This is a genomic window from Kordia sp. (assembly GCF_050633145.1).
Taxonomy (GTDB): domain Bacteria; phylum Bacteroidota; class Bacteroidia; order Flavobacteriales; family Flavobacteriaceae; genus Kordia.
Genome location: NZ_JBOEFY010000029.1, coordinates 1 through 16,135 on the forward strand (window position 1 = coordinate 1; position 16,135 = coordinate 16,135).

The 16,135-nt window shown below is 35.3% G+C and carries 15 protein-coding genes; 7 read left to right on the forward strand and 8 right to left on the reverse strand.

Annotated features, from left to right (window positions below; all coding sequences use genetic code 11):
* The first annotated feature begins 23 nt into the window (after nucleotides 1-23).
* The gene (gene lysM / locus ACRBBL_RS15385) at nucleotides 24-518 is read left to right on the forward strand and encodes a peptidoglycan-binding protein LysM (protein WP_431370038.1); all 495 of its coding nucleotides are present in this window, start codon (nucleotides 24-26) and stop codon (nucleotides 516-518) included.
* A gap of 131 nt (nucleotides 519-649) precedes the next feature.
* Nucleotides 650-1,036, forward strand: a complete 387-nt coding sequence (locus ACRBBL_RS15390) for a hypothetical protein (RefSeq protein ID WP_431369960.1) — start codon at nucleotides 650-652, stop codon at nucleotides 1,034-1,036.
* A gap of 149 nt (nucleotides 1,037-1,185) precedes the next feature.
* Here the strand turns inward: ACRBBL_RS15390 and nadD are convergent, their stop codons facing one another.
* Genes nadD through ACRBBL_RS15405 form a run of 3 tightly spaced genes read right to left on the reverse strand, consistent with a single transcriptional unit; the run spans nucleotide 1,186 to nucleotide 3,216 of the window.
* Nucleotides 1,186-1,767: a nicotinate (nicotinamide) nucleotide adenylyltransferase gene (gene nadD, locus ACRBBL_RS15395; RefSeq protein ID WP_431369961.1), complete on the reverse strand. Its 582-nt coding sequence runs from the start codon at nucleotides 1,765-1,767 to the stop codon at nucleotides 1,186-1,188.
* Nucleotides 1,768-1,781: 14 nt separating this feature from the next.
* Complete coding sequence (gene gmk / locus ACRBBL_RS15400) at nucleotides 1,782-2,366, reverse strand: guanylate kinase (RefSeq protein ID WP_431369962.1); 585 nt, start codon at nucleotides 2,364-2,366, stop codon at nucleotides 1,782-1,784.
* A gap of 1 nt (nucleotide 2,367) precedes the next feature.
* Entirely contained in the window at nucleotides 2,368-3,216 is an 849-nt protein-coding gene (locus ACRBBL_RS15405; RefSeq protein ID WP_431369963.1) for a YicC family protein, read from the reverse strand.
* A 226-nt stretch (nucleotides 3,217-3,442) separates the two neighbouring features.
* On the opposite strand from ACRBBL_RS15405, the gene ACRBBL_RS15410 reads away from it, so the two are divergent.
* Nucleotides 3,443-4,120 (forward strand): PrsW family intramembrane metalloprotease, encoded by a 678-nt coding sequence (locus ACRBBL_RS15410; protein ID WP_431369964.1) that lies wholly within the window; start codon nucleotides 3,443-3,445, stop codon nucleotides 4,118-4,120.
* On the opposite strand, the gene ACRBBL_RS15415 is transcribed toward ACRBBL_RS15410, so the two are convergent.
* On the reverse strand, nucleotides 4,107-5,075 hold the full coding sequence (locus tag ACRBBL_RS15415) for a YheT family hydrolase (protein ID WP_431369965.1): 969 nt from the start codon (nucleotides 5,073-5,075) through the stop codon (nucleotides 4,107-4,109). The two genes, ACRBBL_RS15410 and ACRBBL_RS15415, sit on opposite strands and share 14 nt — an antisense overlap.
* 29 nt (nucleotides 5,076-5,104) lie before the next feature.
* Between ACRBBL_RS15415 and ACRBBL_RS15420 the strand changes: the two genes are divergently transcribed.
* Both ACRBBL_RS15420 and ACRBBL_RS15425 read left to right on the forward strand, forming a co-directional pair.
* Complete coding sequence (locus tag ACRBBL_RS15420; RefSeq protein WP_431369966.1) at nucleotides 5,105-5,581, forward strand: acyl-CoA thioesterase; 477 nt, start codon at nucleotides 5,105-5,107, stop codon at nucleotides 5,579-5,581.
* 71 nt (nucleotides 5,582-5,652) lie between these two features.
* On the forward strand, nucleotides 5,653-6,090 hold the full coding sequence (locus ACRBBL_RS15425; RefSeq protein WP_431369967.1) for a DUF1761 domain-containing protein: 438 nt from the start codon (nucleotides 5,653-5,655) through the stop codon (nucleotides 6,088-6,090).
* A gap of 69 nt (nucleotides 6,091-6,159) precedes the next feature.
* Here the strand turns inward: ACRBBL_RS15425 and ACRBBL_RS15430 are convergent, their stop codons facing one another.
* From ACRBBL_RS15430 to ACRBBL_RS15445, 4 genes are all read right to left on the reverse strand, one after another.
* Entirely contained in the window at nucleotides 6,160-6,867 is a 708-nt protein-coding gene (locus tag ACRBBL_RS15430; protein WP_431369968.1) for a hypothetical protein, read from the reverse strand.
* Nucleotides 6,868-7,013: 146 nt separating this feature from the next.
* Complete coding sequence (locus ACRBBL_RS15435) at nucleotides 7,014-8,243, reverse strand: ammonium transporter (RefSeq protein ID WP_431369969.1); 1,230 nt, start codon at nucleotides 8,241-8,243, stop codon at nucleotides 7,014-7,016.
* A 17-nt stretch (nucleotides 8,244-8,260) separates the two neighbouring features.
* Nucleotides 8,261-8,599, reverse strand: a complete 339-nt coding sequence (locus tag ACRBBL_RS15440) for a P-II family nitrogen regulator (protein WP_431369970.1) — start codon at nucleotides 8,597-8,599, stop codon at nucleotides 8,261-8,263.
* Nucleotides 8,600-8,625: 26 nt separating this feature from the next.
* Nucleotides 8,626-9,612 carry an outer membrane beta-barrel protein gene (locus ACRBBL_RS15445; protein ID WP_431369971.1) on the reverse strand — a complete coding sequence of 329 codons (987 nt, stop codon included), beginning with the start codon at nucleotides 9,610-9,612 and terminating at the stop codon, nucleotides 8,626-8,628.
* 440 nt (nucleotides 9,613-10,052) lie between these two features.
* Between ACRBBL_RS15445 and gltB the strand changes: the two genes are divergently transcribed.
* Together gltB and ACRBBL_RS15455 are read left to right on the forward strand one after the other, a co-directional pair.
* On the forward strand, nucleotides 10,053-14,552 hold the full coding sequence (gene gltB, locus ACRBBL_RS15450; RefSeq protein WP_431369972.1) for a glutamate synthase large subunit: 4,500 nt from the start codon (nucleotides 10,053-10,055) through the stop codon (nucleotides 14,550-14,552).
* Between the two features lie 3 nt (nucleotides 14,553-14,555).
* A complete protein-coding gene (locus ACRBBL_RS15455; RefSeq protein ID WP_431369973.1) occupies nucleotides 14,556-16,022 on the forward strand; it encodes a glutamate synthase subunit beta in 1,467 nt (488 codons plus the stop codon).
* The last annotated feature ends 113 nt before the right edge of the window (nucleotides 16,023-16,135 follow it).

A 16,135-nucleotide genomic window follows, 5' to 3' on the forward strand; every position in this document is an offset into this window, starting at 1 on the left:
CCAAACACCAAACACCAAACAATATGAGCTTATTTGCCTTTATAAAAGATGTAGGAGATAAAATATTTGGCAGGAAGTCTACTGAAGACACCTCTGATAATACAGTAGAAGTAACTGAATCTGCGGTTGATGAAAAAGCAAAAGCAGAAAGTGCAATTACTGAAACTATATATGATTTAGACTTGCAAGTCGAAAATTTATGTGTTTCTCTAGATGGAGATACGGCAATTATTTTTGGAAAAGCAATAGATCAATCTACCAAAGAAAAAGTAATATTAGTTGTCGGAAATACAATGGGAATCGCAATGGTAGAAGATCAAATGGATGTTGAAGTACAAGCGCCAGAAGCGCAATTTCATACAGTAGCGAAAGGCGATACACTTGGAAAAATCGCAAAGCAATATTATGGAAACGCCATGAAATACCCAGAAATCTTTGAAGCCAACAAACCCATGCTAAAAGATCCAGACCGAATTTATCCTGGACAAGTACTCCGAATTCCTACATTAGACGATTAACAAAGCTTAAAAACCATTTTTGTAAAGAATTTATAGGTAGACTTTAGTGAAAAAACTATAAAAAAGGGGAAAAGTCCCCTTGTGTCGTATCTTGAAAACTTCCTAATATTGCTGTCTAAATAGTCAGTACTATGAGAAGTTATCGCCCTTTAATAATTATTCCGCTCTCTATCTTATTATTGATATTAATGGTTGTTACATCTTTTGTGACGCCAAAAAAGGAAATTCTTGGCGCTTGGGTATCTCAAGAAAATCCAGCAAACAAATTGGAATTTCATCAAAATGGTATAGGTACATTGTACTCCGAAAACAAAGAAAGCAAACCTTATCATTACACCGTTTCTACACAATGTGATGAGAACAGCGAATACAGCTCGTTATTTGTAAAGATTGTTGATGATGAAGCAAATTCTTCAAAATGTTATGAAGTTAAAGATGCCGACAATCAAGATGATGACATTTTAGTGTTGGTAGATATGGAAAATAACGAAGAGCATTTGTACACGAAAGTGTATTAGTTTTTAATTGAAAAATTACTCGAAATAACGTTTATAAACTTTTCAAGAGCTTATAATTCAAAAAACATCTCGCAATAGTAAGAAAAGTTTAAAAGAGCAACAGCACGTTCTAGCAGCATTCACACTGAGCCTGCCGAAGTGAAGCGAGTCTATTTCTTATAAAAATTCATTTCATCCACATATTTCCAAACATCGTTTGGTAACAAAGGCTTGATATTCTTTTTATCTTTAATCGCATTACGAATAAACGTAGAAGAAATCTCCATAATTGGTGCGGCAACTTTATGAATTTTCGGGTGATCCGTAAATTGATGTTCCGCCGTTCCTTCTGAAATACGCGGATATACATATACATCATGGTTTGCTAAAATCACTTCGTAATTTTTCCACTTGTGCAAACTCTTCAAGTTATCTTCACCCATAATAAGGCAAAACTCATCTTTCGGATACTTTTCTTTTAAATGCGCTAAGGTATTTACAGTATAATTTGGCTGCGGTAAGTTAAACTCTATTTTACTAGGTTTAATTTTTGGATACTCTTCAGTAGCTATCATCACCATTTCATAGCGATGATGATTGTCTAGCAAAGAACTTTTCTTCTTAAATGGATTATGTGGCGTAACAACCATCCAAATAGCGTCTAAGTCACTATATTCTGCCATGTGGTTGGCAATTGATAAATGTCCAATATGAATAGGATTGAACGTGCCAAAATACAAACCAACTTTCATCCGTATACCTTTATTTAGTTACTTTTTTCGAGTCCAATAAAATGAGCAACTACTTTTTCAGCTTCAGCTTTTGCTGTTTCCAAATCGTCATTCATAATTCTAACATCAAACTGTGGTGCGTTTGCCATTTCTGCAGGAGCTTTGGCAATGCGCATATTAATTTTTTCTTGACTTTCCGTTTTTCTGTTTTTTAGGCGAACAATCAATTCATTGATATGTGGCGGTTCAACAAAAACAGTTAAAGTTTCTTCTGGAAATTTTCCTTTAATTCGTAAAGCGCCAACGACATCAATATCAAAAATGACATTCTTTCCAGAATCACAAATACGATCTACTTCTGTTTGTAACGTTCCATAATAATTTTCAGGATACACTTCTTCCCACTCTAAAAACTCTTTATTTTTAATTTTCTGTCTAAAATCTTTCGGAGACAAAAAATAATAATCTTTTCCATCAACTTCCTCTCCTCGTCTTTCGCGAGAAGCTGCCGAAATAGAAAACTCTAAATTTAATTCAGGAATACCTAATAAATGGTGAACAATAGTGGTTTTTCCTGCGCCAGAAGGTGCAGCGAATACAATTAACTTCCCTCTTTTCATTTTACAACACGTTTAAAAGTTGTTCCTTAATTTTCTCCAACTCGTCTTTCATTTGCACAACCAATTGCTGCATAGGTGCGTAATTAGATTTAGAACCAATGGTATTGATTTCACGACCAATTTCTTGTGTGATGAAACCAAGCTTTTTTCCATTAGAATCTGAAGAATTTATAGATTTTGAAAAATAATCTAAGTGATTTGCTAGACGTACTTTTTCTTCTGTGATATCAAATTTTTCTAAGTAGTAAATTAATTCTTGCTCAAAACGATTTTCGTCTACTTGCTCTTTCAAATCATCTAAGGCACGACGCAAACGTACTTTCACAGAAGTCATACGCTCATCATCCATATCAATTACTTTTTGAAGCAATGTAGAAATATTTTCTATGCGAAATAAAAAGTCTTTCTCTAGTACTTTTCCTTCTGCAAGTCGGTATTCGTCCAATTGTGAGATAGCGTGTTGCAATGCTTTTGAAATTACATCAAATTCTTTTTCGTCAATCTCTTCACGCTCAGTTTTTAATGAATCTGGCATTCGTACCACCATTTTCAACAATTCTACATCATCTGCATTAGGTTCAATTTCACGAAGCTGATTCATGTATTCTTTCACAACAGCTTTATTAATTACCGTTGAGGTTTCTTCTGCGGTCATTTCCAAATACAAAGAAAAATCTACCTTTCCACGTAATAACGTCTTGGCAATTGTTTTGCGCATCATCAATTCTTTTTCTCGATAATACGAAGGAATTCGCGCATTCAAATCCAAACTCTTGCTGTTGAGTGATTTTAACTCAATCGTTATTTTTTTAGTCGGAAGTTGTTCTACAGACTTTCCGAATCCTGTCATAGATTTTATCATACGGCAAAAATAGTAAAATTAGTGACAAAGCTTGAATTTGTGAGTTGCTATTCTGTGTGTTTTCAAGACATTTATCAAAATTATTTGTTGGATTCCGCCAAATTTTTCAGTTGTAATTTATATGATTTGCCAATAGAAACGCATCATTTTTTAAGTTAAGCTTTCTCTTGAGCTTTCATATCTTTTATTTTTTTATTTTTGACAAAACTGCCTAATGCCATTAATATTAATATCCATTGCACCTGCGCTGTTAATTATACTCTATATTTATTATAGTGATAAATATGATAAAGAACCGCGACACCTCCTAATGATCTGTTTTTTATTAGGAGCTATTGGTAGTATTTTAATATCATCAGTTTCCCACTTTGTTACATCACGATATTTTCCAGAATTGGAAATGAAGATTTGGTGGGTTCAATTCTGTAAAGCATTTATAGTAGTAGCGTTGGTAGAAGAATTTAGTAAATATATTTTTGTACGTTATTTTGCGCAGCGACATAAGGAGTTTGATGAGCCGTATGATGGTATCATGTACGCAATTATGGTTTCCATGGGCTTTGCAGTAACCGAAAACTTAGCATACGCATTTCAAGACGGAATTGAAATTGCTATATACAGAGCATTTACAGCAGTTCCTGCGCATGCTACTTTTGGAATTATTATGGGATATTATATGGGGAAAGCCAAATTTTCCAGAAATCGTGTAAAATACAATCTTTTAGGATTGGCATTGGCTACTTGTTTCCACGGAACCTATGATTTCTTTCTCTTTATCAAGTATATTCCAGGTATTTCTATTGGTGCATTCGTGTCATTGGCAATTGGAATATTGCTATCACAAAAAGCCATATGGATTCATCAACGAAATTCACATTTTAAGCCAAAGTAGCAAAATCAAAGGCTCTTTTTTCGGTATAATAGACGTCGCCTCTATTAAAAAAACCAACATGTCCGCCGTATTTAGGCATTTCAAAATAAAAGTTTTCATTTTGTTCGGCTTCCTCTATAGGATAGCAGCTTTTAGATAAAAATGAATCGTTTTTTGCGCTGATTAATAAGGTTGGAATCTTAATATTTGGAATAAACTGTTTGGATGAACACTTTTTATAATAATCGGCAGCATCTTTATAACCATGCGCTTTAGAGGTGTACAAATTGTCAATGCGTAACATCGAATTTGCGTTTTTAATATCTTCTAATTTAATCAAACTAGGAAAAGCACTATGTTTATCTACTAATTTCTCTCGTAAACTTTTAACAAACATTCGGTTATACATATAGTTTTCTACACGTCCCATCTGCTTCAAAGAACCTTCTAATTGACATGGAACAGAAATCGCAATGGCAGCTTTTACTTCTTTCGGAACTCGAATAGGTTCACCCAAATACTTCAATAACAGGTTTCCACCCATACTAAATCCTTTCAAAACAATATGAGAATATTGTGGGTAGTTGGTCAAAATATATTCAATAACTTCTCTTAAATCTTCGGAAGCACCTGCATTGTAAGCTCTGTATAATCGGTTTGGTTCTCCGCTACAACTTCTAAGATTTATTCCAATGGCATCATATCCATTACGATTAAAAATCTTTGCGGTTCCTTTAATATACGAGCGTTGTGCATTGCCTTCCAAACCATGTAAAATAATAATAAGTTTAGATACATTTTTATGGTAGGCAGCGTAACTCCAATCTAAATCTAAAAAATCTTGATCACTTAACGTAATGCGTTCCCGCTTCTGATACACACCTGAAACATTTCTGTAAAGACCAGAGTGAATAGTAGAAAAATGACCATTTTTAAAAATAAGAGGTGGATTGTAATGACTTTTAACTATTGGCATGCTATTTTTGAAAATAAAAAATAAATATAATGTATTTTAAAGAATTTGACATCCGTTGGAGCGATTTAGATGCAAATCGTCATTTAGCAAACTCTGCATATATCAATTTTATGAGCCATACACGTATGGGATTTTTGATTGAAAACGGATTCACACAGAGAGAATTAGCTAAAAATAATATTGGCCCTGTAGTGTTTTATGAGCACATGTATTATTTTAAAGAAGCATTTTCAGGGAAGCCTGTAAAAGTCTCGTTAGAAGTTGCCGGATTAAGTGAAGATGGAATGTTCTTTGAATTTCTTCATAATTTTTATGATGCGAACGGAAAAAACTTTGCAAGCTGTGAAATGATGGGCGCTTGGATCGATTTAAAAACACGTCAATTAATAGGTTTGCCAGCACAATTCAATGAAGCTTTACGCAATGTACCACGAGCAAAAACGTTCAAAATATTAACCAAAGAAGACACGCGCCGATTTGGTAAAAAACCTGAAAATTTAGAGTAACTATTTGATTGTTAGTGAAAAAAAGGTACATTTAAGACACCTAAAAAACTTTATTAACTAACATCAAAATTATGGAAAACGTTAATTGGATTGCGCTCATTGTAGCTGCATTATCTACACTTGTCATTGGATTTCTATGGTATGGACCGTTATTCGGAAAAGCTTGGATGAAAGAAACAGGAATTACTGAAGAAAAGGCACAAAAAGGAATGATATTACGTTTTAGTATAAGCGTTGTATTAGCTTTTATAGCGGTATTCTTTATCTACGCAAATTCAGTAATAAGCGGAGGAATGCCTCCAGATTTACACGGCGTTGAAGTCACTAAATTTCACACATTTGGTCATGGTGTTGTACACGGAATCATGACTGCTTTATTTGTTGCAATGCCAGTTTTAGTAACCAATGCACTCTTTGAGCAAAAATCATTCAAATATATACTGATTAATGTCGGTTATTGGATTGTTACTTTTGCCATTATGGGCGGAATTGTCAATGCTTGGGTCTAAAAATAAAATATAAAAACACAAAAAAGAGGTTCAACTGAACCTCTTTTTTTATTTCATAAAAGTATCTAATTATCCTTTCCAAACAGAGCCCTGGAGTCCAATAATAAATGGAATACCCTGATGCACTGTAATATCTAATCCTTTTCCGCCACCACGATATTCAACCCAACGATTATATCTGTAGCGAAAGATTCCATTATTAACTCCAATAACCCAAACGGTTCCATCTCGGTCGGTCGCTATTTTTTGTCCAATTCCTCCTCCGCGAAGTTGCATCCAGCCCATTCCATTTCCACGCCAAATACTTCCATCTTCTCCTATGATATATGGAACTCCTCGATGTGCTGCAATATCAACTGCTTTTCCGCCACCAGGATATAAATTCCAGTTGCGACCATCAAACGAAAACACATTATTATTAACTCCAATTATCCACAACTGACCGTTGTCACTGTAAATCTTTTTTCCGAGTCCATTGCCAGGCATCGGAACCCAACCTGAGCCAGTTCCTTTCCAAATTCCGTTATTCAACCCAATAATATAAGGTGTTCCATTGTGTACGGCAATATCTAAGGCTTTTCCTCCACCAGGATATTCTCTCCATAAACGACCATTATGCGAGAAAACACTATTTCCTATACCAATCACCCAAACGGTTCCGTTGTCATTAGAAATAGCTTGTCCTTTTCCGCCACCGCGAAGTTGTTTCCAAGATTGTGCATTTACAGCAGTAAAACAAAACAATGATAAAACGAGTAGACACGTAATTTTTTTCATTATAAAATTATTAAAGGTTGCATCTAAAAATACAAATTTAATGCCATTCATGAACGATTGACGAATTACAATGTAAAAAAAGCCTTTGAAATACGTATTTCAAAGGCTTTTTTGTAGTTGTTATACTATAAATTGAACAATGATTCTTAATGTTCGTTCAATCTAAAATCTGGATAAGCATCCATTCTATGTTCGTGTGCATCAAGACCTTCTAATTCTTCTTTTTCGGAAACTCGAATACCTATTGTTTTTTTCAAGACAAATATGATTAAAAAGGAAGAAACCAAACATATTCCTGCATACGATGCTACACCAATTAATTGACTTAAAAATTGTGCGCCACCTGCTAAGTTTCCAAAGATTCCAACAGCTAAAGTTCCCCATATTCCACAAACTAAATGTACAGCAATAGCTCCAACAGGGTCATCTAACTTTAATCGATCAATAAGCGATACTGCAAATACAATAATTGCACCCGCTATTGCTCCAATAATAATAGCGTCAGTTGGACTCATTTGGTCAGCACCAGCAGTAATTCCTACCAATCCTCCTAAAATACCATTTAAAAACATAGTTAAGTCTAGGTTCTTAAACTTTAAGGTAGATACTAAAGCTGCCACAACACCACCAGCTGCAGCTGCCAAACAAGTTGTTGTTAAAGTTAAAGATGTAGCAGCAGGATCTGCAGATAAAACAGAACCGCCATTAAACCCAAACCAACCTAACCAAAGAATTAACACTCCGGCAGTTGCTAATGGAATATTATGTCCAGGAATAGCTTGTATTTTCCCTTCTTTAAATTTCCCAATTCTGGAGCCTAATAAACAAACTGCTACCAAAGCAGCCCAGCCACCAACAGAATGTACTAAAGTTGAACCAGCAAAATCATAAAATGGAGTATCTAAAGTTTGTAAAAATCCACCGCCCCATTTCCACGAACCAGCAATTGGATAAATAAATCCTACATATAAAATTGTAAAAATCATAAAAGGACCAATTTTCATTCGCTCAGCAACTGCACCAGAAACAATAGTAGCTGCTGTGGCTGCAAACATTCCTTGAAATAAAAAGTCAGTCCAATATGTATATCCTTGATTGTATGCAAGGTCTAAAGTGCCTTCGGTTAAAGGAGCATCTAATCCAAAACCAGCAAAACCAATGAATCCATTAAACTCTCCAGGGTACATTAAGTTAAACCCAACTATATAGTAGAGTAATAAACCAATCGTAATGATAAATATGTTTTTGAATAGAATGTTTATTGTGTTTTTTTGTCTTGTCAATCCTATCTCTAAAAATGCAAATCCTAAATGCATAAAGAAAACAAGTGCTGTACAGATCATCATCCATACATTATTGATAGTTAATAATTCCATAATTCTAATTTTGTAATTTATTTTAGTGTGTTTCCGCCCTTTTCTCCTGTTCGTATTCTGTAAACTTCTTCGATGTGTGAAACGAATATTTTACCATCACCAACTTCACCTGTAGCGGCAGCTTCTAGAATAGCTTTTATGGTAACTTCTTCAAAATCGTTGTTAACAACTATGGATAAATAGCGCCTTTGTATGTCGCTAGTGCTATAAGAAACACCTCTGTATACATGACCTTCTTTTTCATTTCCTAAGCCTGTAACATCCCAATAGGTAAAGAAATTCACACCTACTTCGTGCAGTGCTTTTTTTACTTTAGAAAATTTAGATTTTCTAATAATGGCTTCAATTTTTTTCATTGTATTTATGATTAGTTATTGCTTAATTAAAATTTGTAGATAGCGGCTAAAACGAAAGAACCTAAGCTTTTAGTAGCCATTAAATCTGTGTCAATAAAGATGTCTTCTGACCCACTATCAAATCGAAATTCAGGTTTGATAATTAAATCTTCGTCAACAACATAACTTCCTGTAAGTGTTACTGAAAAGACACTAGGATCATCACTTACAGCATCGCTTTGTGTTTGAAAATATTCTCCTCGCAAACCGATTGTTAGGGATTCGTTTGCACTATATTGAGGATAAATGTCTACGCCATAAAATCCTTCACCTTCATTGTCTGCGAAAGCGGCATTAATTCCAATGTAGAAATCTGCGGAAGCGTCAAAACCACCTGTGTAATCTATTTCAAAACCCAATCCAGCTTTGTCATAAAGGAGATTTAAGAATTGACTTTTATAACCTACTTGTGCACCAACAGCATAACTTCCGTCAGGATTAAACTCTGTAACATCTGTTTGATTAAAAACACCTAACATCAAGCTAAAATCTTCCGAAAGTGTAAAATCAGCTTTCAAACCAGTATGTGAAAAAGGACCGTTTGAAAACAAATAAGAAGTACTGTAATTGAAGTTTCCAGTTGGAGAAATAACTTCATACCCTAAAAAGGTGTTGAATTTACCAATAGTTAGTTTTGTGTTTTCGCTTATGTTGTAATAGGCAAATAACTGATTTAGTACTGTAGCACTTGCGGCTTCTCCTCTTGGACCGAAAACTAAATCGGCAACACCACCAACTTTGCCTTTCTCATAAGCAGCTATAATATTAGCCATGCCCAGTGAAAAACCAGCTGTGTCTGCAAAAGAAGTTGCAGGTGCAATTTGATCTGCGTCATTAGGGGCAGTAAGGTTTGTTCTGTGGTACGCATCAACGCTTCCTTCAAAAGAGAATTTTTTTTGAGGAACATCGGAGTTTTCTTGTGAACTCATAACTAAAGTTGTTAGAAGTAATGTTAGTGTAAAAAAACGTTTCATAAAGTTTATTGTTTTTGATTAGTCACCATCAAATCTATGTAAACTTTATCTAGACCCTAAAAAAAACAGGGGTAAAAAGTAAATTTTTATCAATATGAAAATTTACACCCTTATTTTTTTAGGGTATACTCTTTTTTTTATGTTTTTTTAATAATTCGATAATACGAATTTTGAGGAATCATCATTATTTTAAGAAAATCAATAATGTATTTTTAATAAAACAGTTTTTTCGCAAACGTTTTCGTAATTTTTACCATTTTACGGAGCGATTATTTTAAATGTATTATTGGTAGTTTTTGTGCTAAAAATTGCTAATTTTTCATTTAGAGAGCCTTTAATTATCGATTTGTGAAAAGTGTTTCTTCTTTTTTTATTATAAAATTCTTGATCCTATATTAGACAATAAATAAGGTGTAAAAAACCCCGAAAATTATTTGATAATGTTGAAGAAACAAGGACTCTATTTACCAGAATTTGAACATGACAATTGCGGAGCAGGATTTATATGTAGTTTAACAGGAAAACGTTCAAACGATATTATTCATAAAGCACTTGAGATTTTAGTGAAACTAGAACATCGTGGAGCTGTAAGTTCCGATGGTGTCACTGGTGATGGCGCAGGTATTTTAATAGACATTCCACATACATTTTTTGAGAAATCGTGTGATTTTAAATTACCAAACTCAGGTGAGTATGCGGTAAGTAATGTATTTCTTCCGCAAAAAGACAATCAACGTGCGTATTGTATCGATGTTTTTGAAAAGGAAATAAAAAACCAAGGTCTTACACTTATTGGATGGAGAAATGTACCTGTAAATAGTAAAATACTAGGTGAAATAGCAAAAGAAACAGAACCTTTTGTAAAACAACTATTTATAGGGAAATCTAATGCAAAACAATCGGATCAAGATTTCAACCTAAAACTATTTGCAGCTCGTAAAATAACGGAACACACAATATATAATTCTAAACTATCGGAATCAAAGTTCTTTTATGTGCCGAGCTTATCCACAAAGATTATCATTTTTAAAGGATTGCTAAAACCAGAACACATCAATGAATATTACTTAGATTTATTTGATACTGATTTAGATACGCGTTTGGCGTTAGTGCATCAGCGTTTTTCAACCAACACATTTCCAACCTGGGATTTAGCACAACCTTTCAGATACATCTGTCATAATGGAGAAATAAATACACTTCGTGGAAATGTTTCACGTATGTTTTCTCGCGAAGAAATCATGGAAAGTCCTTTATTCGGCGAAGACATTAAAAAAATAATTCCAACAATCTTAAAAGGAAAATCAGATTCAGCAACCTTAGATATGGTCGTGGAATTATTACTCATGACAGGTCGCTCATTGCCAGAAACAATGATGATGTTAGTGCCAGAAGCTTGGGAGAAAAACCCAAACATGTCTGATGCTAAAAAAGCGTTTTACGAATACAATTCTTGTTTAATGGAACCTTGGGACGGACCAGCTTCAATTCCGTTTACAGATGGTAATTATATTGGAGCCGTTTTGGATAGAAACGGATTGCGTCCATCACGATATACAGTAACAAAGCATGGAAATGTAATCATGTCTTCGGAAACTGGTGTTGTGGATATAAAACCAGAAAATGTAGCATTTCACGGGCGATTAGAACCTGGGAAAATGTTCTTAGTAAATATGAATGAAGGACGAATTGTAAACGATGAAGAACTTAAAGAATCCATCGCAGCAAAACATCCGTACAGAAAATGGTTGAATGAAAACTTGGTTCACTTACGAGATATTTCAGCAAAAAAAGGACCGATCAAATATGACGAAATTGAACTCAAAAAACGTGAAGTAGTTTTTGGCTATACGCAAGAAGATTTAAACACCATCATTCGCCCAATGGCACAATTGGCAAAAGAACCAATTGGATCTATGGGAAGCGACACGCCAATTGCCATTCTGTCGGAAAGACCGCAATTAATCTATAACTACTTCAAGCAACTATTCGCGCAGGTGACAAATCCGCCGTTAGATGGTGTTCGAGAAGAATTAATTACAGATATCAGTCTTACTTTAGGAAGCGATGTAAATCTTTTCGATATCAATGCGGAACACTGTAAAAAACTAAAAATTCAAAACCCAGTCATTTCAAAACACGATTTAGACAAAATTAGAAACTATGATAGCAATCCTAATTTCAAGGTAGAATCTATTTCGATGTTATATGAAGTAAATAGAGGGTTGAACGAATTAGAAATTGCGCTAGAAAACTTGAAGCACAAAGCGTCAAAAGCAATTGATAATGGTGCTAATATTATTATCCTTTCGGATAGATATGTAGATGAAAAGCATGCGCCAATTCCAGCATTATTGGCATGTTCGTATTTAAATCATGCGTTGCACAAACTCAAAAAACGTTCAAAAATAAGTCTGATCATTGAATCTGCTGAACCACGTGAAGTACATCATTTTGCCTTACTATTTGGTTTTGGAGCAAGTGCGGTAAATCCGTATATCGTAAATGAAATTGTTGAAAAGCAAGTGTTAGATGGTGATATTACAGAGTTAGAATATTTAGCCGCAATCAAAAACTACAACAAAGCGGTTGGAAAAGGGATTCTAAAAGTGATGAACAAAATCGGAATCTCAACACTAAATTCCTATCGCGGATCACAACTATTTGAATGTATCGGAATCAATTCGAACACAGTCAAAAAATATTTTCCAAACACACCAACACGAATTCAAGGAATTGGCTTGCGCGAAATAGAACAAGAAATTGTAAAACGTCACAAAAAAGCATTCCAAGTAAACGAAGTCAATGCAGATATTGAAGTTGGTGGTGAATACAGATGGCGACGCGGACAAGAAAAACATGTGTTCAATCCGTTAACGGTAGCAAAATTGCAAGAATCGGTAAGAACCAATAAAGCCTCTACTTTTAAGGAATATTCGGCATTAGTAAACAATCAATCTAAAAGTTTAATGACAATTAGAGGTTTGTTTGAATTCGATCAATACGATCCAATTCCGCTAGAAGAAGTAGAGCCTTGGACAGCAATTGTAAAACGTTTCAAAACGGGCGCCATGTCGTACGGTTCTATCAGTAAAGAAGCGCATGAAAATTTAGCCATTGCGATGAACAGAATTGGAGGAAAATCGAATTCTGGTGAAGGTGGAGAAGATCAAGAGCGTTTCTATAAAAGTTCGCAAGGTGACTGGAAAAATTCAGCTATCAAACAAGTGGCTTCTGGACGTTTTGGTGTGACTTCAAACTATCTCACAAGCGCAAACGAAATTCAAATCAAAATAGCACAAGGTGCAAAACCTGGTGAAGGTGGACAATTACCAGGTCCAAAAGTAAATCCGCAAATAGCAAAAACACGAAACTCAACGCCGTATGTCGGACTCATTTCGCCACCACCACATCACGATATTTATTCCATTGAAGATTTATCGCAATTGATTTATGATGTAAAATCTGCCAATCGAGAAGCGCGAATCAATGTAAAATTGGTTTCTGAAGTTGGTGTCGGAACAGTCGCGGCTGGAGTTGCCAAAGCAAAAGCCGATGTCGTTTTAATTTCTGGTTTTGATGGCGGAACAGGAGCTTCTCCGTTAACATCATTAAAACATGCAGGATTGCCTTGGGAGTTAGGAATCGCAGAAGCGCAACAAACCTTAGTCATGAACGATTTGCGTAACCGAATTGTCTTAGAATGTGACGGACAATTAAAAACAGGTCGCGATGTTGCGATTGCCTGTTTGCTTGGCGCAGAAGAATTCGGTTTTGCAACGGCACCGTTAGTGGCTTCGGGTTGTATTATGATGCGTGTGTGTCACTTAAATACCTGTCCTGTCGGAATTGCAACGCAGAATCCTGAATTGCGAAAAAAATTCAAAGGAAAGCCAGAACATGTAGTGAATTACATGTATTTCGTAGCGCAAGAATTACGAGAAATTATGGCAAAACTCGGATTCAAAACGGTGAACGAAATGGTTGGACAAGTGCAAAAACTCAACAGAAACAAAGCGATCGAACATTACAAAGCTTCGGGAATCGATTTAACACCAATTCTACACAAAGTAGAAGTTTCAGACGATGTCAAGCTATACAATACGGAAAAACAAGATCATAACTTAGAAACACATTTAGATTTCAAAATAATCAAGCAAGCGCATCAAGCATTGTTCAGAAGACAACGAACGGATTTGCAAATGAATATTACTAATATTGATAGAGCTGTTGGCGCAATTGTAAGTAACGAAATTTCAAAAATATATGGCGCAGAAGGTTTGCCTGAAGATACGATCAACATAGACTTTAAAGGTGCTGCAGGACAAAGTTTTGGTGCATTTGCCACAAAAGGAATCAGCATGACAGTCCACGGAAACACAAACGATTACTTGGGCAAAGGATTATCGGGCGCAAAGCTAATAATCAAAGTTCCATCTGCATCGACCATTATTCCAGAAGACAATGTTATCACAGGAAATGTAACCTTATATGGAGCAACTTCAGGAGAAGTATACATCAATGGAAAAGCTGGTGAGCGTTTTTGTGTGCGAAACTCAGGTGCAAAAGCGGTTGTAGAAGGAATTGGCGATCACGGATGCGAATATATGACTGGCGGAGTTGCAGTAATTCTTGGAAAAGTAGGGCGTAATTTTGGCGCAGGAATGAGTGGAGGAATCGCATATGTTTTAGCAGAAGACAATACATTTTTCAAAAACTGTAATTCGGAGAGCTTAAACGTTGATTTGATAGAATTGGAAGAAGACAAAACACAGTTAAAACAACTTATTGAAAATCATTATAAAGCTACGTCAAGTCCATTGGCAAAACGAATCCTAGAAAATTGGGAAGACTATCTACCAAAATTCATAAAAGTATTGCCAGAAGAATATAGAAAAGCATTAGTACGATTAGAACAAGAAAAACTTCAAACAGCGTAACACATGGGAAAAGTAACAGGATTTTTAGAACACAAACGTCAGGATGAAGCCTATGAAGTTCCAGCTGAACGTATCAAAAATTACAAAGAATTTACAATTGCACTTAAAACAGAGAAACTTCAAGAACAAGGTGCGCGCTGTATGGATTGCGGAATTCCGTTTTGTCACAGTGGTTGTCCGCTCGGAAACCTAATTCCAGATTTTAATGATAAAGTCTATCGAGGAAAATGGAAAGAAGCGGCAGAAATATTACATTCCACCAATAACTTTCCAGAGTTCACAGGTCGTTTATGTCCTGCTCCATGTGAAGAAGCTTGTGTATTAGGAATCAATGAAGATCCGGTAAGTATTGAAAACATTGAAAAAAATATTGTGGAAACCGCTTTTGCGGAAGGATGGATAGTAGCAAAACCACCAAAAGTACGAACCGAAAAATCAGTTGCTGTCATTGGTTCTGGACCAGCAGGTTTAGCAGCAGCACAACAACTCAATCGCGCAGGTCATACTGTAACTGTTTTTGAACGTGATGGAAAAGTTGGTGGTTTACTACGCTACGGAATTCCAGATTTCAAAATGGAAAAACAGGTTATAGACAGGCGTGTAGAAGTTCTAGAAAAAGAAGGAATTACATTCAAAACAAATGCACATGTTGGTGTAAATGTAAAAGCGAATCAACTAAAAGAAGACTTTGATGCGATTTTGCTTTGCGGCGGTGCAACTGTTCGAAGAAGCATTCCTATTGATGGTGCAGATGCAAAAGGTGTACATCAAGCAATGGATTTCTTAAAACAAAACAATCAATATGTAGATGGTTTGTTGAATTTTGATGAAATCATTTCAGCGAAAGACAAAAAAGTAATTGTCATTGGTGGTGGTGATACAGGTTCAGATTGTATCGGAACCAGCAATCGTCATGGTGCAACTTCGGTCACAAATTTTGAAATATTAAGCAAACCAACTATTGGTCGTCCTGCACATCAACCGTGGCCGTATTGGCCGATGAAACTCAAAGAAACATCATCACATCAAGAAGGTGTGGAGCGTTTTTTTAGTATCTCTACAAAGAAATTTATAAGTGATGCCAACGGAAATCTCACAGGTTTAAAAACGGTGGAAGTAGAATGGATTTTTAAAGAAGGAGAACGTCCACAACTCAAAGAAATTCCAAACACAGAAAAACATTGGGATTGCGATTTAGTATTGCTCGCGTTAGGTTTTACAGGTGCAGAAAAAACATTGGCAGAAGCATTTGAACTCGAAATGGATTTCAGAAGTAATATCAAAGCAACCACAAAAAACTATGCAACCAACCAATCGGGAATTTTTACGGCTGGTGATATGCGTAGAGGACAATCATTAATTGTTTGGGCAATCTCAGAAGGTCGCCAAGCGGCACATCATGTAGATGCGTATTTAATGGGGAAATCAAGTCTTCCATTAAAAGATGATAGCGATTTGCCGAGAGTGTAGGTTAAAATTCTCAAAACATACAGCAAGTATTAAAAATTAGATTAACACTTTGATTTCACATAAGATTCATTTAGCTTTAACTTCGGACAAGTTTACTTAAAAACGATCTAATA